The organism is Sunxiuqinia sp. A32 (assembly GCF_052690465.1).
On the sequence record NZ_JBQYLI010000022.1, the window covers coordinates 1 to 19,389 of the forward strand.

A 19,389-nucleotide genomic window follows, 5' to 3' on the forward strand; every position below is an offset into this window, starting at 1 on the left:
TCTGCCAATGCCTTTTCATATTCCGAAAGTTTGTTTTCGATGTATTCCAGGTGGCGGTCGATCTTCTTTTGGTTGTAGTTGTTCTTTTTGCTGTTCTGCGCACGCAGCTTGGTGCTGTCGCCAGCAAGCAATGTTCCTCCAATCAGGTTAAAATATTTGGCTATCCTGACTGTTTCGCGAAAAACCTTTTTAATGGCCTTGGGATTGTCTCGCCTGAAGTTGGAAATGGTATTGTGGTCGGGACGAAGGTTTCTCATCAGCCACATTACCTCAATGTTGCGGTTACACTCTTTTTCCAGCTGCCTGGATGAGCGTACCCTGTTTAGATAGCCATAGATGAAAAGTTTTAGCAAATCGGCTGGATGGTAGGCAGGCCTGCCATTTTCAGTGAAGTCGAGCTTAAAGCCGAATTCAGTGATTTTTAATGCATCAACAAAAACATCGATTAGGCGGACTTCATTCTCTGCGTCAATAGCATCATCCATTGAGACCGGGAAAAGGTAGGTTTGTTCCCTGTTTTGTCCTTTGATATACTTCATGTTTGAAGATACAAAAGATTCATTTTCAGTCGTGTTAATACCTCCCCGAGTTTTTAACAAAATGATGTTAGGTTTTTAGACAGTCTGACGGTCACTTGCAAGTTGTCGTTGCGGATTTCGAAGAGCGTCAGTGTCCGATAGGACATGACGGTCAAAAAAGGAGCAGCGGCAACGCACACCACTGCACCCGCAATGCAATTTGCAATTTGTTAGGCGTAGTTATTTATAATTTTTGATACTTCATTTTATATGTTTCAATATAATGCCCTAACTGCCAACCCATGACATTTAAGTTTTGAATATTCACTTCTATATTTTGGGTCGTGCTTATTTGGGAAATACATAAATACTCGTGAGTAAATTGTTCATGCTTCGTTTTAATTTGGGTCATAAGTACATCTCTCCAAATAATCAAATCTTTTCCATCTATCCTAATTCCTTTATTGTCTAGAATTATCTTAGGTTTATTGAATATGACTTGTTTAGCTGCCCAAATCATTATTCCAATAAAAAAGATAACAGAGACGATAACTAAAATTTTTATGATATCATCATTCATTTTATTCTTGAAATAGTAAGGAATTCCAATTATAAAAAACAAACTTGGAATGATATGAGAAAATAAATAATGAGTAGCTGACCTTTTAAATTCCATTGATAGTGGAAGTCTTGAACCGAGTTTAGATTGGCTTCTGTCTGAAATATGAGTTTGCTCGTAGGTTATGGTGTTTATATTAACTCTTCTTCCCAAACTATTTCCTTTCTCATTTAAACCACTGTAATATTTTCTACAATTATTTTTTAGAGTTTGGTACTCTTCGTTGTCAAACTCATAGTGCATACAGTCTTGTTTGAATTGTGGTTTATCCTGTGAGATTTTACATATAACTCCAAGAGGATATTTTATCCCCCGATTCTTACAAACTTTGCAATATGAAAATTCTATGTCTGTCATTTTATAATTACGCCTAACGGTTAGTATAAGAGTAGTAGCGGATTTTAAAGCGGTTTCGTGTCAAATTACAAAGTAGCCAAATATACACATTATCAAATTAGTCAAATCGGTAGATTTGGCGGGGTTGAAAAGAACTACTACAACCAGCATACCTAAAGAAACCGCTATTACTTTTATACATTGTTGTGGCGTCGTTATTTTTCATTTTCTTTCACATTAAAGACTAAAGATTCAGTCCCGTCATCGTTTAGTTTTACTTCATCAGCTTCTTGTTTAAGTGTCTCCCATGCTTTATTATTTAAATCGATTATTCTATCCTTGTCATGAATCCATGAAGGTGAATTTAAAACTATATCTCGCGATTCATTTAGTCCTATATGCAGTTTTTTACATAAAACTCCTATACTCTGAATAACACTGTAATCACACTTTTTCAAATCAGCGATGAACTTATTTAGTTCTGGTGGACTATTAACTATTTGTTTTTTTAATAATCTACGTAGTTTTCTATTTTTTATCCAACTGTTCATTCTGCATCGTTTCTTTAATCATATTGTAGGATTGTTAGTTTAAAGTCTTTTCATCAATCTTTGTTGTTTTGTCATAATCCCACTTGAAATCGGCATCCTGAACAATGATAATCCTAGGAAGAACTACGATTATAAATCCAATCCAGACAACTATAATTAAAATTTTCCTGAGAATTTTGATTTTTAATTTTGTGTCAAGGACATTAACTAAAAAGTAACCGACTAATCCAAAAATCACAAGATGGATTACCAATCCTTTAATATAGTATTCAAAGTTGAATGTATATCCAATTGCATCAGATGTAACAGGATAAAATAATCCATAAAGATTTGGCCAATCAATAATACTAGATGAGTGCCATTTTAATTGAATCAAAAAAGTCAAGACCATAGCAAGAGGAAAGACAATTGCAAATATTTTAAATAATTCTCTTCTCAGTTCTTTCATTGTTGCACGGTCTGTTTTAATTATGACTAACGGTAAATTTATAAAATCATAAATTACTATTTATCAATGTTTTAAAATTTATCGTTAGCAACAGTATTTAATCAGCTCTGGAAGATTAGATATCTTATTCTGGAATCTAATCTGGATGTGCTCATGTGGGGAATGCGCCACAACTAGTTTATATGTGTAATAAAGTTATCTTATATCGCAACGTAAGCAGTGATATGTGTAACTTCGTTATCTTATATCTCAAGGTCATCAAACGGATTTTTAAAGTTCTTAAAACCTTGTTTTGAGACCTGGTCGTATCGCTGGTAGTTTTTATGCTCTTATGCCCCAACCATGCTTGTATAAAACGAATATTAACGCCACGTCCAATATTGTAGGTTGAGTAGTTTAAATGTTTGGTATTGGCAAGGGGCATTTTGTGGTTTTAAAATTTCGGATACAAGTTAAGGAAATAGATTAGAAAATAATATTATGCTTAACTAATTTGGATTGATTTTAAATGAAAGTATAGCTGATGCCTGTAAGCCAGAATAGTAAGCTGACAACCTTTATTAAAAACTTTCAATTAATGAGGTAAATTTGTTTGAAAGAAGATAATACATTTACACACTTTTTTGGACACTCTCGTTTCCTTGTTCATCAGATTCATTTCCTTACTTGCCAGATTCATATCCGCACCTGCCAGGTGCAATTCCGCATCTGTCAGATCCAATTCTGTACACGTCAGATGCATTTCCGAACGCGTCTGATATAAATCCGCATCCATCAGATTCATTTCCGACCATGTCAGATTGAATTACGAAGGTGTATGATATTATTTTACATTCGCCAGATGTAGTTCCGCACTTGCCAGATGATACTCCGGTCAAGTATTCAAGAAGCCGCGTCTGTCGGCAAAGAGCGAGGGTAATTTAAAAGGGCTCTTTCAAATTACATGTTGAATAATGCTAGTCGAAACCGTAGGGATCGTTTCTTTAATTGATGGCTATATTTTAAAGCTTTCCAGCTTTTTGCTGAATTGCTCCAAATCTGATAAAACGCCTTCCTTCATTTCCTTGAGCTTGTTCTCGTATTTGGTGAAAAGCTTTTGGTAGTATGAAATACCGTCCTGCATATTTTTGCGGAATACACGGTAGTATGCCAACTGCTTTTCTTCCGATTCGCCGAGTTCCTTGACTTTCTTTTCAAGGTAATCGGTATACATGCTCAACTCTTTTATGAACAGGTTAGGACGTTTAATGCCTTTTATAAGATTGATTTTTCCATAAATATGGTCAACCATTTCTTTTAGAGAAACCACTTGTTTGAAATAGGCAATGTTTGGGCCAGGACAAATGCTTACGCCTGTGCGTGCACTTTCCGGTTCAAGATTATTCGCCAGATATGTTGAGTTGGATAAGCCTTCGCAAAGGCATTCTTTTTCTTCAAGCTTCAGCTTTAAGTTTTTGATGTCTTCCACAGAAGCATTCTGCTCTTCGGCTTCACCTATTTTCTTGCGGATGTATTGTTTGCTGGCCGTACAAATGGGCTTCTCAGTATACTCATTGTTAAACGCCAAAAAACGTTTTGTACAAGGGAAGCCAGGTTTACCTTCTTCGCCAATTTTTTTAATGTACGTTTGCTGACTGCTTCCTTTTACATTGTTGAAATGAACACCTAAAGGAGAAGCTTCACTCAGGTAAAGGTCTTTTTCGTCAGCCTCTTTCAATAAGTTTAGACTTTGATCATCAATGTTGCAAACCTCAGGAACCAGCATAAAAGGGCTTCCCCAGCCAATACTGTCCAGTTGGTACTCGTCCAACAGAAAGTTGTGCTCTTCATTCGATCCAACACCACCTTGTGCTGTCACTTTCATTGAAGGTGCTTCCGTTGGAGCAGCAATGTTTTTTTCTTCCAAGCCTTTAATATAGACCTGGAAAGTCGCATCAATTAGTTCCTGTTTCTTTTCTTTGAATTCATTGAGAATAGGTCCTAATAAATATCCTTGTGTGGCAAAAGCATGTCCACCACAATTTAAACCAGATTCAACCCGGTATTCTGAAACCCAAATTCCTTTTTTTGCTAGAAAGCGACCCTGAATCATTGCTGAGCGATAATCACTCACTTTCAAAATGATTTTCTTTTTGATTTCCCCATTTTCATTTGGATAGAAATCGTCGAATTTTTCAAGGTAACTGTAAAGCCTTGGGTTCATTCCTGCTGAAAGAACAAGCGACGAGCATAGTGTACTGTTTGCAAAACCACGCAGGGCCGCATGAGCATCATTATATTCTGTAGGTAATTTTTCGCCTTTGTCATAACGTGGCTGATCGAGCTTGGTCATGATGTTTACATCAATACTTCCGGGAAGTAAATTGGTGCGAATCCAACTTTTTACGTCTTTTAATCCTTTGTTTTCAAGCAGGTGATTAATTTTTTCACGTATTTGTTTTGATTCAGGAAGTAGCTCCAACAGCTTTTCAAACTCGCTTTCCTTCTTATGGAAGTTTTGAATAAGCTCATCATATTTTTCGTGAACCAACTTATCAATCATATTCAGGTAAGCAGTGATACGCTTAGCCCTGAAATCTTCCACTTTGGTGGAAATCTCGTTGAAAGGAAAGTTGAATTTAATGCTGTAAAACTCACGCATCTTCTCCATCAAAATGTCATCTACCAATGAAATGACAGATGAAATGCCAAGATGTGCAACCTTTACAGGTGTGTCAACAGTGTAGCCTAATCCCATGACAGGGATGCTAAAAGTATGGTTCGAAAAATTCATATTCTACAATTTTGTAGTGGAGAGTTGAAGAGCAAACATTTCCTGCTAATTCGAGCAGCACATCAATCCCAACGTCACCAGTTTAGGGGGGCAAAGATAGCTTTTTGTTTGCCCATGAAAAAATAAATTGATACTAATCGGTCGCTCAATTTTATAATTTTCCGGCAAGTGCTTTGGCTGTGTGCGATTTCTCTATTTTTACCAACTCTTCAGGAGTACCTTCAAACACCAATTGACCTCCGTTTTTTCCACCTTCCGGCCCCAGGTCAACAATCCAGTCGGCAGATTTAATAACTTCCAGGTTGTGCTCAATAATAATGATGCTGTGTCCTCTGGAGATCAGCGCATTAAATGAATCGAGCAACTTTTTGATATCATGAAAGTGCAGCCCGGTTGTAGGCTCATCAAAAATGAATAACGAAGGAGAATCTTTTTCTTTGGAAAGGAACGCGGCCAGTTTTACCCGCTGACTTTCTCCGCCGGATAGGGTAGAGGAGCTTTGTCCCAGTTTGACGTATCCAAGGCCAACATCCTGAAGTGGTTGAAGCTTTTTTGCGATTTTCTTTTCCGTGCTTGTTTTGCCATCTTTAAAGAAATCAATGGCTTGGTTAACGGTCATCTCAAGTATATCATAGATGTTTTTACCGTTGAACTCAATTTCCAATATTTCTTCTTTAAATCGCTTGCCATTGCAACTTTCGCAAAGCAGGTTGATGTCTGCCATAAATTGCATTTCCACCTTTATTTCACCTTCCCCCTGGCATTCTTCACAACGTCCGCCATCAACATTAAAAGAGAAGTGAGCGGGTTTGAATCCCTGGTATTTCGAGGCTTGCAATTCCGAGAATAACTTTCGGATTTCATCATATGCTTTCAGGTAGGTCACCGGGTTGGAACGCGATGATTTTCCAATCGGATTTTGATCCACAAATTCTACCGAAGTCAGGCGTTTAAATTCGCCACGAATAGCATCGTGCTGACCAGTTTTTTCAGCATACCCACCCATGATTTTGGCTACTCCCGGGTAAAGTATTTTGCTAACCAGTGTTGATTTGCCGGACCCACTTACGCCTGTTACCACCGTAATCGCATTAAGCGGAAACTTGACATTCAGGTTTTTTAAGTTGTTTTCTCTCGCACCAAGTACTTCAAGGTAGTTGTTCCATTTACGACGAACCTTGGGAGTTGATATGCTTTTTGTGCCATTCAAATAGTCAGCGGTAAGGCTGTCTTTTGCTTTAAGTAACTTTTTGTGGTTGCCCTGAAAAACCAATTCTCCGCCATGAACACCCGCTTTTGGGCCAATGTCAATGATTTCATCAGATGCACGGATGATATCTTCATCATGTTCGACCACTAAAACAGTGTTTCCAATCTTTTGTAGTTTTCGTAAAACAGTTATCAATCGCTCAGTGTCTTTGGGGTGCAACCCAATGCTTGGTTCATCCAGAATGTAAAGTGATCCAACCAAGCTCGATCCGAGAGAAGTTGCCAGGTTTATGCGTTGTGACTCCCCTCCCGAAAGTGATGACGATAGGCGGTTAATGGTCAGATAACCCAGGCCAACATCAAACAAGAACTGAAGCCTGCTTTTAATTTCAATCAGAATTCGCTTGGCAATATTTAATTCATTTTCGCTTAGCTTGAGTGCTTGAAAGAAATCGAGCAGTTCATTAATCGGCATGAGTACCAAATCCTGAATGGAATGATCTCCAACCTTTACATATCCTGCTTCTTTCTTTAGCCTTGTTCCGCGACAATCCGGGCAAGTTGTTTTTCCACGGTATCGGGACAACATCACCCGATATTGAATTTTATAACTTTTTTCTTCCAGCATTTTAAAGAATTCGTCGATTCCTTTAATGCCTCTTTTACCTTTCCATAAAAGCGTTTTATGCTCCTCGCTTAATTCAAAATATGGTTTGTGTATTGGAAATCCGTAATTTACAGCATGCTCCATAAATCGTTCTTTCCATTTTTTCATGCTTTCTCCTTTCCAACAGGCCACAGCATCCTGATACAGTGAAAACGATTTATTCGGAATAACCAGATCTTCATCAATGCCGATTACCTTTCCATATCCTTCACATTTAGGACAAGCACCAACCGGGTTGTTAAAGCTAAACATGTGCTCAGTTGGTTCGTCAAACTCGATTCCATCTGCTTCAAACAAACTGGAGAATTTTTCTTCCAACGTGTTTTTTTCCTGATACACTTTGATGATACATTCTCCATGTCCCTCGTAAAATGCAGTTTGAACCGAGTCCGCCATCCTGCTAACGTTATCTTCATCTTTTGAAGCCATTAACCGGTCGATAACCAGGTTGCACGAGCCGGAGCACAGGTTTTCTTTGTTTTCTTCCAAAAGTTGGTCAATTCGTTGAATGCCTTCTGCTGTTTCAATCCGTGAGAACCCTTGTTGTAGCAAAAGCTCGGCTTCTTCCATTACCGATCTTCCATTTTTGGGAACCAGGGGAGAGCAAATCAGGATTCGTGTCTCTTCCGAAAAAGAAGTGATGAAATTCACAACATCACTCACCTGGTGCCTTTTAACTTCTTTCCCTGAAACCGGTGAAATCGTTTTCCCAATTCGGGCATATAGAAGTTTTAGATAATCATATATTTCAGTGGAAGTTCCAACTGTTGAACGTGGATTTCGAGTGTTTACTTTTTGCTCAATAGCGATTGCTGGGGGGATTCCTTTAATAAAATCAACCTCAGGTTTATTAATCCTACCTAAAAATTGTCGAGCATACGATGACAGACTTTCTACATAACGACGCTGTCCTTCGGCGTACAGGGTGTCAAATGCTAAAGATGACTTGCCGGAACCTGAAAGCCCCGTGATTACTAGGAATTTATTGCGAGGTATTTTGAGTTCAATATTTTTCAAATTATGAACGCGAGCACCTTTTATATGTATCTCATGGGTAGCTTTATTCTTGTCTGTCATCCCGTTATCTTCCTTTTTGCTTAAAATAAATTTGCTTTTTTAACAAAAATATTTCAAATTTACGTCGTGCAAAATTAATAATATTGTTTTATCCACTTTAAAAACTGTTTGCCTATTGACGAATTTTACTTTTTAGTTTAGTTACACATAAATAGAAAAGTAATGTTCAGTAAAGAACCATTGAACGACAATATGCTCGTTCAACAATTTATGGATGGCAGCCAGTCAGCAATCGAAGAACTTGTTAATCGACACAAAAACAGAGTATATACATACATTGTTTTAATTGTGAAAAATAATCAGCTTGCTGAGGATATTTTTCAGGATACGTTTATAAAAGTTATTCGATCGTTGAAATTAGGCAAGTATACTGAGAATGGGAAATTTGTATCGTGGGTGCTTCGCATTGCCCACAATTTAATCATTGACCATTTCAGGAAAGAGAAACTTCTGAGTACTACCTCTAATGATGATTCTGAATTTGATTTGTTTAACTCACAAAAATTTTCTGACGAGAATATTGAAGATCGGTTGGTGTATGATCAAATCACAGCCGATGTGAGAAAATTAGTCGATGAACTACCGGATGATCAAAAGCAGGTAATAGTAATGCGTCACTACATGGGCTTAAGCTTTAAAGAAATAGCTGATCAAACCGATGTGAGCATTAATACTGCACTGGGACGAATGCGCTACGCATTAATTAACCTGAGGAAATTAATTGAGAAAAATAATTTACAACTAACAAAAATTTAATAATCAGACAATATTTAAATTCATAGGTCGTTCTAGTTGAAAGAAATATCAATTTTGAAATTGCCTATGATGAAAAATTCTACTTTAATTTATTTCGTAAAAAGTTATCAGAACGACAACGATGAATGTGAGAAGTTGGGTTTGTTTGGAAAGGAGTCGGAAGTGAAATCAGAACATGATAACAAAACTATTTTTTCACCTTCAGCTAAGTCCGTTAATGCAATACTCAATTTTGCAAAATCTTATGATGTAATGCATTCAAAAGCTGTAGGTTGTATTGAAATGATCAAAAATTAGGGAAAACTTCTTATTTTTTTTAGAAAGCATCTTGACAAAGGTGCTTTTTTTATTTACTTTAGTGATATCAAAATAATATCAAAATAGTAAATATTAATATCATGGAAAAACTTTATTCTGCAAAATCTGGCTACCTTTTTGTTTTTCTTGAGGTGGTCTTGTTGGGAGTTGTTTTATTTGCCTTTATGCGGGGCATGGCCATTCCTGCTGTGTTTCTTTTAATTGCCTTTATTTTTACTTTGCCGGGTTTCGTGATTGTAAATCCGAATGAAAGTGCTGTTCTAGTTCTTTTTGGTGCTTATAAAGGAACAATTAAGAAAAATGGGTTCTTTTGGGTGAATCCCTTTTTTGTGAAAAAGAAAATTTCGCTTCGTGCAAGAAACCTGGACAGTGAGCCAATTAAGGTCAATGATAAAATTGGGAACCCGGTTATGATTGGTGTGGTATTGGTGTGGCGTGTGAAAGAAACTTTTAAAGCAGCTTTTGACGTAAATGATTTTGAGCATTTTGTAAATATTCAAACAGAAGCTGCAATCAGGAAGCTTGCCGGACTATATCCGTATGATAATTTTGAGGATGAGGAAGCTGAAATTACCTTGCGGAGTGGAGGCGAAGAAGTAAATGATGAACTCGAAAAAGAAGTGACAGAGCGTTTGGCTATTGCAGGTATTGAAGTGATGGAAGCGAGGATAAATTACCTGGCATATGCGCAGGAAATTGCACAGGCAATGTTGAAACGCCAACAGGCAACTGCGATTGTTGCAGCTCGGTTTAAAATTGTTGAAGGTGCAGTAAGCATGGTCGAAATGGCACTGGAAGAATTAAGTAAAAAGGAGATCGTGGAACTAGATGAGGAGAGAAAAGCGGCCATGGTTAGTAATTTGATGGTTGTTCTTTGTGGGGATAAAGAAGCTGCTCCAGTTGTAAATACAGGAAGTTTGTATTAAAATTAAATGGATTGGCATGAAACGAAAAATTGATGAGGAAATTCTGAATGCAATGAGTCGAAACCCTGCTAATTGGAGAGGGGTGTTTAACTACAATCCGAAAGATCCGAGAATACGGGTGCCAAAGATTAATCCAATGATGGGCTGGACATTGAATTTTGGCAGTATTTACTCATATGTAATTATTATTGCGGTGATATTGATACTCGTTGCAAGTCAATTTCTTTTATAATAATAGCTGGCTAATACGATTTCATAAAAAATAGGAAGATAAAAAATAGTTGTTGATGGCTAAGAAAAAATCATTTGTATTGAGAGTTGATCCCGAGCAGTATGATGCTTTGGAACGTTGGGCGGCTGATGAGTTTCGAAGTATCAATGGTCAATTGGAATGGATTATAAACCAGGCATTAAAAAATGCAGGAAGAAGTCCGAAAAAGAATACAGGAAAAGATAACAAATAAAATAGGCAGAAATGAAAAAAATGTATCAATGTCCTAAATGTGGGGGACGCAAACCTGGAGTAGATGAAATTCGCACAACGGGCTCAGGTTTTACAAAGTATTTTAACATTCAAAACCGTAAATTCACAGCGATTTCGTGCTCTAGTTGCGGCTTTACTGAATTCTACAGAGGAGGCAGGTCTGGAGGAGCAAGCAATGTTCTGGACTTTATAATAAACTAATTGTAGTCGTTTTATAGTAGTAGTAAAATTAGGTGTTCAATAGCTCTAACGTTTGCAGTGTACTACGATAATAAGAATAGGTCAATTTTTCATAATGTAAGTTCGTTGGCTCTATTCTTTAGAAGACAAATAATACCCCTAACAATTTAAATTGTTAGGGGTATTATCATTCCATCATCATGATTTATATTTTTTAAAACATTTTTCAAGTTTCTTGGTTTCATAAATGTACTGATGTTCATTGTTGTATGTGAATTAACATAAGCAGGCTATCTGAGTAGCTCAAAAAGATGTGATAGAACACATTGATTTTAAAATTAAAAATATATATTTATGCAACAATGTAATTTTTTACATAAGTTGATGCTGAGATGTTTGAAGAACCTAAAATAAACAATTGTACCGCTTGTGAGGAAGCGTGTTGTCTCAATTGCTTGCCAAAGGCGGATACTGCAATATTTGAATGTCTTTCAAAAGATGAGATGGAGTATTTGATGACATGCAAGCGCAACGTTGTCTTTAATCCAGGCGAAACAATTATCAAACAAAATACATCAACTACTCACTTTGTGTGTATAAAAGATGGGTTGGCTAAAGTTGTTGCAGAAAGTGCGAAAGGTAAAAATGTAATTTTAAGACTTGTTTCAACACACGGACTTATTACCGCCGGAGGTATTATTAGCGAAGATGTTCGGCATTTTACTGTTACTGCCATTACTAAAGTAGAATGCTGTTTTATTGATTCTTCGCGATTGCATACTTTGTTGGCAAGGAATAGTGCTTTTGCATATGAACTGTTGAAATATAATAATAAGCAGAATATCCAGATGTTGGATAGCCTGGTAGGACTCACTCAGAAATATATGCCAGGAAGGGTTGCTGATACCCTTTTATATCTCAAAAATCAGATTTATCAATCCAATCCTTTTACGTTTAATTTAAGCAAGCAGGAACTTGCTGAAATGTCCGGAATGACTAAAGAAAGTTTTATCAGGAGTTTCCGTGAACTTGAACTTTCCGGAATAGTAAAACAAGACAGGAAAACCATTGAAATATTAAACGAAGACGACCTTGTTAAAATTAGCAAAAACGGCTGATTGATATATATCAATAATTAGCTCGCAAAATGTCACGCTCTCTCCTCTGGTAGTAATACTTTTCAGTTATATTTTTATAGCAAAGAATAATTTAACCAACGTGTTTGAACGTATTATAACTTAAGCTTATGAAAATGAGAGAAGTAATCCGATTATTGTTTATTGCTGCCATGGTATTGTTTATAATTCCTTCTTGCGTAAAGGAGGGACCTCCAGGATTGGATGGTGCTGATGGCGCTGATGGAACAAATGGTATTAATGGTGCTGCTGGTGCAGATGGTACTGCAACCTGTGCAGAGTGTCATAGTGATGACCAAAAGCTTTTTGCTATTGAAAATCAATGGGCGGTTTCTGGGCACGGAATAGGTGCTGCATTCGAAAGAAATACAGGGGAGTGCGCTGTTTGTCATACGAGTCAAGGGTTCATAGGAAACCTTGATGGTTCATATGTTTGGGAGGCGAATGGTGTTCCAGTTGCTGGTGCCAAAATAGACAATCCCAACCCACAAAATTGCTACACCTGTCATAATATTCATGAAACATATACTTCCGCTGATTTAGCTTTAAGAGTTTCAGGTGCTATAACGTTGAGAAACACAAGCAATACCCATGATTTTGGCAAAGGTGATGTTTGTGCGAGTTGTCATCAGGGCAGGACTGTTGAAGATTTCCCTGTTGCGGGTGGCCCAGATGTTACTTTCTCTGGTACTCGTTATGGTGTGCACCATGGACCGCAGGGTAATGTCATAGCAGGTGTTGGTATGGGATTGTTCGAGGTTGGCGACGGCCTTGTGAATTCTGCACACTCAACTCAAATTGCAGACGCTTGTGTTACTTGTCACATGGCTGATGCTTATGGTACCCAGGCAGGAGGTCATACTTGGTGGATGGATTACGATTACCACGGACACATGGCTATTAATGACGCAGGTTGTAAATCGACTGAGTGTCATCCAGCAGGTGAAGATATTACGGTTCTTGTTGAGGCAAGTCAACTGGAGATAGAATTGTTGTTGACTCAGTTGAAAGCTTTATTGGATGCTGAGGGAATTACAAATCCGGGAAGTGATAATTCTGTTGGTGGAACATATCCTGCATTGGTTGCAGGAGCATGTCTTGATTACAAAGCGCTCGTTGAAGACAAAAGCTTGGGTGTTCACAATCCTAAATATGTAAAGAAACTTCTCCAAAATTTGATTGCAGCACTAGAATAGAAGATTTATATCAAAAAAGCTTCTGAAACCGGAAGCTTTTTTTAAATAATTAAGCTATAAAGCATAATCATATGAAAAAAAATAAAATATTCTTAATTCTAGCTGTTGTAAGTTTTTTGGTAAGTGCTTGCGTGTATGATTTTGTTGCTCCGGAAGTTCAGCAACCACTTCCTGATAATGGCGGTAATGGTGAGGAGACTGTTAGTTTTGCTTCAGACATTGCTCCTATTTTTGAGTCAAAGTGTACAGCATGCCATAAGCCTGGTGGATTGAAACCTAATCCGGATCTAACTTCTGGTACTGCATATGCTACGATCGCTACTGCAAAATATGTTAATTTAGCTACTCCAGAAGAGAGTATGATATATAATTACTTAACACCTACTAGCGGTACGCATAATCAGAAAAAGTATACAGCAGCAGAAGCCCAATTAATTCTTACCTGGATTCAGGAAGGGGCGAAAAACAATTAGTAATTAAATTAAAGAACCTATGAATATGAAAAAAATATTATTAATTGTCATATTAAGTCTGTTGGTTTGTGTTAACTCCTGGGCGCAGGATTCTGCTTCTGAGAAAGATCAACCGATTGGTCCGGCTTTTGAAAATGGTACTTTGATTGATGCACAAACTTCATATATCCCGTCTGTAAAATCATTGGAGTTTCTGATACAACATAAGTTTGGCCCGATGGAGAATGGAACCTCTGATTTGTTTGGTATCTATGCCCCGGGAGCAAATGTAAGATTAGGATTGAATTACGTTCCTTATAAAAACCTGCAATTGGGTATTGGAGTTACAAAGACCAATATGTATACAGATTTTAATGCCAAGTGGACAATTCTTGAGCAAACAGAGAATAATACAATACCAGTATTTGTTACCTTATTTGGAAACGCCGCGATTGATGGAAGACCAAGCGGGGATTTTGAGAAGTTAAATAACTATGAAAATCCAACAGATACATTCAGTTTAAAAGGTAGTGATCGTTATTCCTATTTTGCTCAGTTAATCATTGGAAGAAAATTTGGTGAAACACTGTCGTTACAGGGTGGAGTTAGTTTCTCTCATGCTAATTTAGTTGATGCATGGCACGATCATGATCGGGTTGGTTTGCATTTAAACGGTAGACTTAAATTTTCAGCACAATCCTCTTTTATTTTCAGTTATGATGCTCCGTTGAAAATTGATCAAATTTCTGAGCAACATTCAGGTTGGACTGCTGAAAATACACCTGGTTGGGATGGACCCTATCACCCAAAGCCAAGTTTGAAATTCGGATTGGAAATTTCCACATATACGCACGCATTTCAAATTTATGTAGGAAATGCAAGTGGAATTCTCCCTCAATATGATATGATGAATAATATGAATGATGCTTTCGAGGGATTGGCTTTTGGTTTTACCATTACTCGTTTGTGGATGTTTTAAAATACAGATATCTGAATTAGGATAAATGGAATGGTAACGTCCTCACGGATGTTACCATTTCTATAGATAGAAATAGGATTTAAGGACAATTAATGATTTGACTAATCAATTTGAAAAAAATATCAATGAGGCTTCGATTTACAATATTGGTTTTTATTTATTGCTGTGTTTCGTTATCGTCAAAGGCACAATATTATGATGATCCACAGCAGCATCAATGCTTAAAGTGTCACTCCAATCAAACCTATACATTCCATAATGATTTGATGGACACGGAGGAAAAAAGGCTGATGAATCCTTATTTTGTATTAGACACAGTTGCCCTGAAAAATGGTGTGCATAAGGTTTTTGATTGTGTTGATTGTCATTCATACGAATATACTACCTATCCTCATGCAGCCAATCTTAAATTGGAACCGATGGCGACTTGTCTTGATTGTCATGGTGGGGATGAATCGTTTGCTTCTTATCAGTTTGAACGAATACAGGAGGAAACTCAAAAAAGTATTCACCACCAGGTTTATGGCGATAATTTTACTTGCTCGAAATGTCATAGTCAACACACGTATGCTGCTACGGCACGTAATAGTAGTAATGTATTGGAGATTGTACAGTATAGCAACAATATGTGTTTATCCTGTCACAATAATATGAGCAAATATAATTTGGTTGCGGGGCATGAGAATCCTCAGTTGGTTCAGATTCACAATTGGCTTCCGAATCAGGAACTGCACTTTTCTCACGTCCGTTGCATTGAGTGTCATACCGAGGTGGTCGATAGTCTGATGGTTTCTCATAATATACTACCAAAAGAAAAGGCTTTAAGAAAATGTGTTGAATGCCATACTGCTGATTCAAGATTGAAAGCTTCCTTATATAAATATCAGAATCTACAGAAACGGTCAGATGATGGAACTATCAGTACCGTAATATCAAATGAGTCTTATGTGATTGGGACCCATCAAGTTCCATTTCTTAAGGTGTTAAGTGTGATTATTTTCATATTGACGTTAGTTGGCATCATTATACATGGAATCTTCAGAATTCTCAAAAAGTAATTCAATGGAATCAAAAAAAATATACTTCTACCCGGTTTGGCTACGTATTTGGCATGGCATTAATGCACTTGGTATTATCTTGTTAATTGTTACTGGAATTTCAATGCAATCAAGTGTTGAGAATTCATTCATCGGGTTTGGTTTAGCTGTGAATATTCATAATGTATCCGGCATAGCTGTTACTTTAAATTATTTTTTATTCTTTATCGGTAATCTTGCAACAACGAATGGTAAGTTTTACATTGTTAAGCCAAAAGGCTTTTTAAAACGCCCGATGAAGCAAGCTTATTATTATGCCTGGGGAATGTTTCATGGAATGAAAACTCCGTATCCTTTATCTGAAAAAAGGAAATTTAATCCACTTCAAAAATACTTTTACATTATTGTAATGTATCTGGCTTTACCCATCGTAATTGTTAGTGGCTTTGCCTTGTTGTTTCCTGAAATAATTATTGAAAAAGTATATAGTCTTAGCGGTGTTTTAGTTACTGCTGTGGTGCACTCAGCTCTCGGGTTTTTCATTTCAATCTTTTTGATTATTCATCTTTATGTTGCTTCGATTGGGAAATCCCCGGCGGAGAACTTTAAGAGTATCTTGTCGGGCTGGCATCATGTGTAGTTAAAAATATTTTGCTGTTTTGATATTCGACAGTAATTCATTTAGATATGATTCTGAAGAATTGGAGATGGAAATAAAGCGTGTGAGTAGAAAGGTGTTGATAAAATTACATGATGATGAGGGAAAAAAGAGAATTGTTTTCAAATAGGAATGCTACTCAATTTTATCTACAAAAATGTGGATCAAAATTGAAGGGCAATTTTAGGTTTTTACTTTTATTCACCTTTTTTATTTCATGCAATTTATTTGTCAGTGGGCAAGGCAATGATGATTGCCTGATGTGTCATGATGATCCGGAATTGTATTCGTATACGAATGGACGACAAATTTCTCGCTATATAAAACCAGATGCTCTTAAAAATTCAGTTCACGAGGAAATTGGCTGTGCCGATTGTCACTGGGATGCTTTAGTTGAAGATTATCCACATCCGGAAAAACTTCAGAAGGTAGATTGTGGAATGTGTCATGATGTTCCAATGTCCGAATTTATGGCGGGAGTTCATGGCACCGCTTTTAAGAATAATGATAAAAATGCGCCAAGTTGTGCCGATTGTCATGGAACTCACCAGATTCTGAAAGCCTCTAATCCCAGGTCGAAAACCTATAAGATGAATATTCCTGTATTGTGTGGACGTTGTCATCAGGAAGGAGCTCCTGTTTCACGTAATTACAATATAGGAGAGCATAATATCATTGAAAATTACAGTCAGGGTATTCACGGTCAGGGTTTGTTTAAAAGCGGACTAACCGTAACTGCAACTTGTAATAATTGTCATGGGAACCACTTGGTTTTACCACATACTAATTTGAAGTCAAGTACTTCTACTAAAAATATTGCCGAAACTTGTATGCAGTGTCATGCTCGAATCGAAGATGTGCATGTTAAGGTAATTAACAAGGAGCTTTGGGAGAAAAGACCCGGAGCGATTCCTGCATGTACTGACTGCCACCCACCGCATAAAGTGGAGCTAAAAAACATTCTGGAAACAATCACGGATAAATCATGTTTGGTTTGTCACGAGAATGAAGGAATTCATAAGATGGTTGATGGAGAGGAAGTGTCGCTTCGTGTAGATGTTACGGAAATAGTACAGTCTTCACACAATAGTATTACTTGTGTGAAATGTCACTCCGATGTAACTGCAAACATTGCAAGGCCTTGCGAGACCGCTAATAAAGTTGATTGTTCAAACTGTCATGCAGAAGAGGCTGATGTATATTTTTCCAGTGGTCATGGACAAGCATACTTTAGTAAGCAGGAAAATGCTCCTTACTGTACTGATTGCCACGGAACACATCTGGTTAAACCCAAATCAGATGAAACTTCACCTGTGTTCCGTTCATCGATTCCACAACTATGTGGAAATTGTCATCAAAAAGATGGGAAAGCATTACAGGGAACTGAATTACAAGAGCAAGACGCACTTCATGATTATTCGACAACGGTACATGGTAAAAGTTTGGCTGAAAAAGGCTTGTTGTCAGTAGCCGTTTGTACGGATTGCCATACAACTCACTTCGAGTTAAAAGAATCGGATGAACGTTCATCAATATATCCATCTAACCTTGCTGCAACTTGTGGTAAGTGTCATAAAGGAATCTATGACGAATACCGAGAAAGCGACCATGCTTATAGATTGAGCACAGATAGTATACAATTTCCAACTTGCGAGACCTGTCATACAGCGCATCATATTTCTGAAGTACATCAGGATAAATTCATGTCTGAAATTACTGCACAATGTGGTAAATGCCATTCGGAACTTGCAGAGACGTACCTTGAAACCTATCATGGGAAGGTTTATCAGTTAGGCTATTTAGAAGCAGCCAGATGTTCGGATTGTCATGGGGCACATAATATTTTGCGGATGGATAACCCAAATTCCATGATTGGTCCACGCAACATTATTAGAACCTGCAAAAAATGCCATGATGATGCGAATATGAAGTTTACCGGATATTTAACCCATGCGACGCATTACGATAAGAGCAAATTCCCGTGGCTCTATTATACCTTCTGGGGCATGACAGGATTGCTGTTAAGTGTATTTGCTTTCTTTGGGCTGCACACTTTATTGTGGTTTCCTCGCTCAATTGGTGCAATGATTAAGAAAAAGCAGCATAAGAGAGTAAAGGGAGGGGAGCAGGTATACATCAGACGTTTTACGCAGAGCCAGCGCGTTACTCATATCTTTGTTATTGTTAGTTTTATTTTACTTGCATTAACAGGAATGATTCTGAAGTTCGCCTACATGGATTGGGCTAAGTTTTTTGCTCGTTTATTAGGTGGAGCGTATGTTGCTGGAATCATTCACCGGTTTGCAGCAGTTGCAACTTTCGGTTATTTCATCTACCACATCATTTCCCTACTTAGAATTAAATTCAAAAAAGGTATAAAATTTAGTAAATTCATATTTGGAGCGAATTCATTAATGTTCAACAAACAGGATGTTAAGGATTTCTGGGCATCAATGAAATGGTTTACTGGAATTGGTCCAAGGCCGGCATATGGTAAATGGACTTATTGGGAGAAATTCGATTATTTTGCTGTTTTCTGGGGAGTTGTGGTAATTGGTTCCACCGGGTTGATGCTTTGGTTCCCTGAATTTTTTACTAAGATATTCCCTGGATGGTTTATCAATGTTGCGCAAATCATACATAGTGATGAAGCTTTGTTGGCGGTTGTTTTTATTTTCACTATTCACTTTTTCAATACGCATTTGCGTCCAGAATCATTCCCGATGGATACAGTAATATTCACGGGGCATGTATCCTTGGAAGAGTATAAAGAAGACAGGCCTCGGGAATATGATGAACTTAAAAGATCAGGAAAACTAGATAAAGTCACCGTGGTTAAAGAATTTTCAAAACAAAAAATGAGGATGGTGAGATTATTCGGTTATGTTGCCTTGTTCTCAGGAATAATACTGGTGGTTTTAATTATTTATTCACTGATTTTTCATTGAGAAATATGCATAAATAGTTGATTCAATTTTAGTAATAATGAACGAATGATCATTGTTTTGATGTGTGTTTAAATTGATAATAATCAATTGTTTAGACGCTATATAAATTAAAGAACAAGAT

At 37.2% G+C, this 19,389-nt stretch carries 19 protein-coding genes; 13 read left to right on the forward strand and 6 right to left on the reverse strand.

Going from position 1 to position 19,389, the window contains the following annotated elements; translation table 11 throughout:
• The 6 genes from ACUNWD_RS17960 to uvrA form a co-directional block, all read right to left on the reverse strand.
• Positions 1-539, reverse strand: a 539-nt coding sequence (locus ACUNWD_RS17960; RefSeq protein WP_445589237.1) for a transposase, incomplete at its 3' end; no start/stop codon positions are given.
• A 223-nt stretch (positions 540-762) separates the two neighbouring features.
• Positions 763-1,494 (reverse strand): hypothetical protein, encoded by a 732-nt coding sequence (locus ACUNWD_RS17965; protein WP_445589238.1) that lies wholly within the window; start codon positions 1,492-1,494, stop codon positions 763-765.
• Between the two features lie 194 nt (positions 1,495-1,688).
• Positions 1,689-2,024 (reverse strand): hypothetical protein, encoded by a 336-nt coding sequence (locus ACUNWD_RS17970; RefSeq protein ID WP_445589239.1) that lies wholly within the window; start codon positions 2,022-2,024, stop codon positions 1,689-1,691.
• A 34-nt stretch (positions 2,025-2,058) separates the two neighbouring features.
• Positions 2,059-2,472: a hypothetical protein gene (locus tag ACUNWD_RS17975; RefSeq protein ID WP_445589240.1), complete on the reverse strand. Its 414-nt coding sequence runs from the start codon at positions 2,470-2,472 to the stop codon at positions 2,059-2,061.
• A gap of 994 nt (positions 2,473-3,466) precedes the next feature.
• Positions 3,467-5,245, reverse strand: a complete 1,779-nt coding sequence (locus tag ACUNWD_RS17980) for a hypothetical protein (protein WP_445589241.1) — start codon at positions 5,243-5,245, stop codon at positions 3,467-3,469.
• Between the two features lie 151 nt (positions 5,246-5,396).
• Entirely contained in the window at positions 5,397-8,198 is a 2,802-nt protein-coding gene (uvrA, locus tag ACUNWD_RS17985; protein ID WP_445589242.1) for an excinuclease ABC subunit UvrA, read from the reverse strand.
• Positions 8,199-8,360: 162 nt separating this feature from the next.
• On the opposite strand from uvrA, the gene ACUNWD_RS17990 reads away from it, so the two are divergent.
• The 13 genes from ACUNWD_RS17990 to ACUNWD_RS18050 all read left to right on the forward strand — a co-directional run bounded on the left by ACUNWD_RS17990 (position 8,361) and on the right by ACUNWD_RS18050 (position 19,268).
• Positions 8,361-8,954, forward strand: coding sequence for an RNA polymerase sigma factor (locus ACUNWD_RS17990; protein WP_445589243.1), 594 nt, complete (start codon positions 8,361-8,363; stop codon positions 8,952-8,954).
• A 69-nt stretch (positions 8,955-9,023) separates the two neighbouring features.
• A complete protein-coding gene (locus ACUNWD_RS17995; RefSeq protein WP_445589244.1) occupies positions 9,024-9,251 on the forward strand; it encodes a hypothetical protein in 228 nt (75 codons plus the stop codon).
• A 101-nt stretch (positions 9,252-9,352) separates the two neighbouring features.
• Positions 9,353-10,198, forward strand: a complete 846-nt coding sequence (locus tag ACUNWD_RS18000) for an SPFH domain-containing protein (RefSeq protein WP_445589245.1) — start codon at positions 9,353-9,355, stop codon at positions 10,196-10,198.
• A 16-nt stretch (positions 10,199-10,214) separates the two neighbouring features.
• The gene (locus tag ACUNWD_RS18005) at positions 10,215-10,430 is read left to right on the forward strand and encodes a hypothetical protein (RefSeq protein WP_445589246.1); all 216 of its coding nucleotides are present in this window, start codon (positions 10,215-10,217) and stop codon (positions 10,428-10,430) included.
• 55 nt (positions 10,431-10,485) lie between these two features.
• Positions 10,486-10,662: a hypothetical protein gene (locus ACUNWD_RS18010; RefSeq protein ID WP_445589247.1), complete on the forward strand. Its 177-nt coding sequence runs from the start codon at positions 10,486-10,488 to the stop codon at positions 10,660-10,662.
• An 11-nt stretch (positions 10,663-10,673) separates the two neighbouring features.
• Complete coding sequence (locus ACUNWD_RS18015) at positions 10,674-10,883, forward strand: zinc ribbon domain-containing protein (RefSeq protein ID WP_445589248.1); 210 nt, start codon at positions 10,674-10,676, stop codon at positions 10,881-10,883.
• A 482-nt stretch (positions 10,884-11,365) separates the two neighbouring features.
• On the forward strand, positions 11,366-11,980 hold the full coding sequence (locus ACUNWD_RS18020) for a Crp/Fnr family transcriptional regulator (protein ID WP_445589249.1): 615 nt from the start codon (positions 11,366-11,368) through the stop codon (positions 11,978-11,980).
• 134 nt (positions 11,981-12,114) lie between these two features.
• Complete coding sequence (locus ACUNWD_RS18025; protein ID WP_445589250.1) at positions 12,115-13,194, forward strand: collagen-like triple helix repeat-containing protein; 1,080 nt, start codon at positions 12,115-12,117, stop codon at positions 13,192-13,194.
• A gap of 71 nt (positions 13,195-13,265) precedes the next feature.
• Positions 13,266-13,667, forward strand: coding sequence for a c-type cytochrome (locus ACUNWD_RS18030; protein ID WP_445589251.1), 402 nt, complete (start codon positions 13,266-13,268; stop codon positions 13,665-13,667).
• Positions 13,668-13,692: 25 nt separating this feature from the next.
• A complete protein-coding gene (locus ACUNWD_RS18035; RefSeq protein ID WP_445589252.1) occupies positions 13,693-14,625 on the forward strand; it encodes a DUF5777 family beta-barrel protein in 933 nt (310 codons plus the stop codon).
• A 125-nt stretch (positions 14,626-14,750) separates the two neighbouring features.
• Positions 14,751-15,683 (forward strand): cytochrome c3 family protein, encoded by a 933-nt coding sequence (locus tag ACUNWD_RS18040; protein WP_445589253.1) that lies wholly within the window; start codon positions 14,751-14,753, stop codon positions 15,681-15,683.
• Positions 15,684-15,687: 4 nt separating this feature from the next.
• Positions 15,688-16,302, forward strand: a complete 615-nt coding sequence (locus ACUNWD_RS18045; RefSeq protein ID WP_445589254.1) for a cytochrome b/b6 domain-containing protein — start codon at positions 15,688-15,690, stop codon at positions 16,300-16,302.
• Between the two features lie 116 nt (positions 16,303-16,418).
• A complete protein-coding gene (locus tag ACUNWD_RS18050) occupies positions 16,419-19,268 on the forward strand; it encodes a cytochrome c3 family protein (RefSeq protein WP_445589255.1) in 2,850 nt (949 codons plus the stop codon).
• Positions 19,269-19,389: the final 121 nt, after the last annotated feature.

Bases quoted from the DNA above. Each gene is read 5' to 3' on its own strand.
- ACUNWD_RS18010 (WP_445589247.1), top strand. From the start codon at position 10,486: ATGGCTAAGAAAAAATCATTTGTATTGAGAGTTGATCCCGAGCAGTAT.
- ACUNWD_RS18040 (WP_445589253.1), top strand. From the start codon at position 14,751: ATGAGGCTTCGATTTACAATATTGGTTTTTATTTATTGCTGTGTTTCG.
- ACUNWD_RS18030 (WP_445589251.1), top strand. From the start codon at position 13,266: ATGAAAAAAAATAAAATATTCTTAATTCTAGCTGTTGTAAGTTTTTTG.
- ACUNWD_RS17990 (WP_445589243.1), top strand. From the start codon at position 8,361: ATGTTCAGTAAAGAACCATTGAACGACAATATGCTCGTTCAACAATTT.
- ACUNWD_RS18005 (WP_445589246.1), top strand. From the start codon at position 10,215: ATGAAACGAAAAATTGATGAGGAAATTCTGAATGCAATGAGTCGAAAC.
- ACUNWD_RS17970 (WP_445589239.1), bottom strand. From the start codon at position 2,024: ATGAACAGTTGGATAAAAAATAGAAAACTACGTAGATTATTAAAAAAA.
- ACUNWD_RS18045 (WP_445589254.1), top strand. From the start codon at position 15,688: ATGGAATCAAAAAAAATATACTTCTACCCGGTTTGGCTACGTATTTGG.
- ACUNWD_RS18050 (WP_445589255.1), top strand. From the start codon at position 16,419: ATGAGGGAAAAAAGAGAATTGTTTTCAAATAGGAATGCTACTCAATTT.
- uvrA (WP_445589242.1), bottom strand. From the start codon at position 8,198: ATGACAGACAAGAATAAAGCTACCCATGAGATACATATAAAAGGTGCT.
- ACUNWD_RS17965 (WP_445589238.1), bottom strand. From the start codon at position 1,494: ATGACAGACATAGAATTTTCATATTGCAAAGTTTGTAAGAATCGGGGG.
- ACUNWD_RS18000 (WP_445589245.1), top strand. From the start codon at position 9,353: ATGGAAAAACTTTATTCTGCAAAATCTGGCTACCTTTTTGTTTTTCTT.
- ACUNWD_RS18025 (WP_445589250.1), top strand. From the start codon at position 12,115: ATGAGAGAAGTAATCCGATTATTGTTTATTGCTGCCATGGTATTGTTT.
- ACUNWD_RS18035 (WP_445589252.1), top strand. From the start codon at position 13,693: ATGAAAAAAATATTATTAATTGTCATATTAAGTCTGTTGGTTTGTGTT.
- ACUNWD_RS18020 (WP_445589249.1), top strand. From the start codon at position 11,366: ATGGAGTATTTGATGACATGCAAGCGCAACGTTGTCTTTAATCCAGGC.
- ACUNWD_RS17975 (WP_445589240.1), bottom strand. From the start codon at position 2,472: ATGAAAGAACTGAGAAGAGAATTATTTAAAATATTTGCAATTGTCTTT.
- ACUNWD_RS18015 (WP_445589248.1), top strand. From the start codon at position 10,674: ATGAAAAAAATGTATCAATGTCCTAAATGTGGGGGACGCAAACCTGGA.
- ACUNWD_RS17995 (WP_445589244.1), top strand. From the start codon at position 9,024: ATGAAAAATTCTACTTTAATTTATTTCGTAAAAAGTTATCAGAACGAC.
- ACUNWD_RS17980 (WP_445589241.1), bottom strand. From the start codon at position 5,245: ATGAATTTTTCGAACCATACTTTTAGCATCCCTGTCATGGGATTAGGC.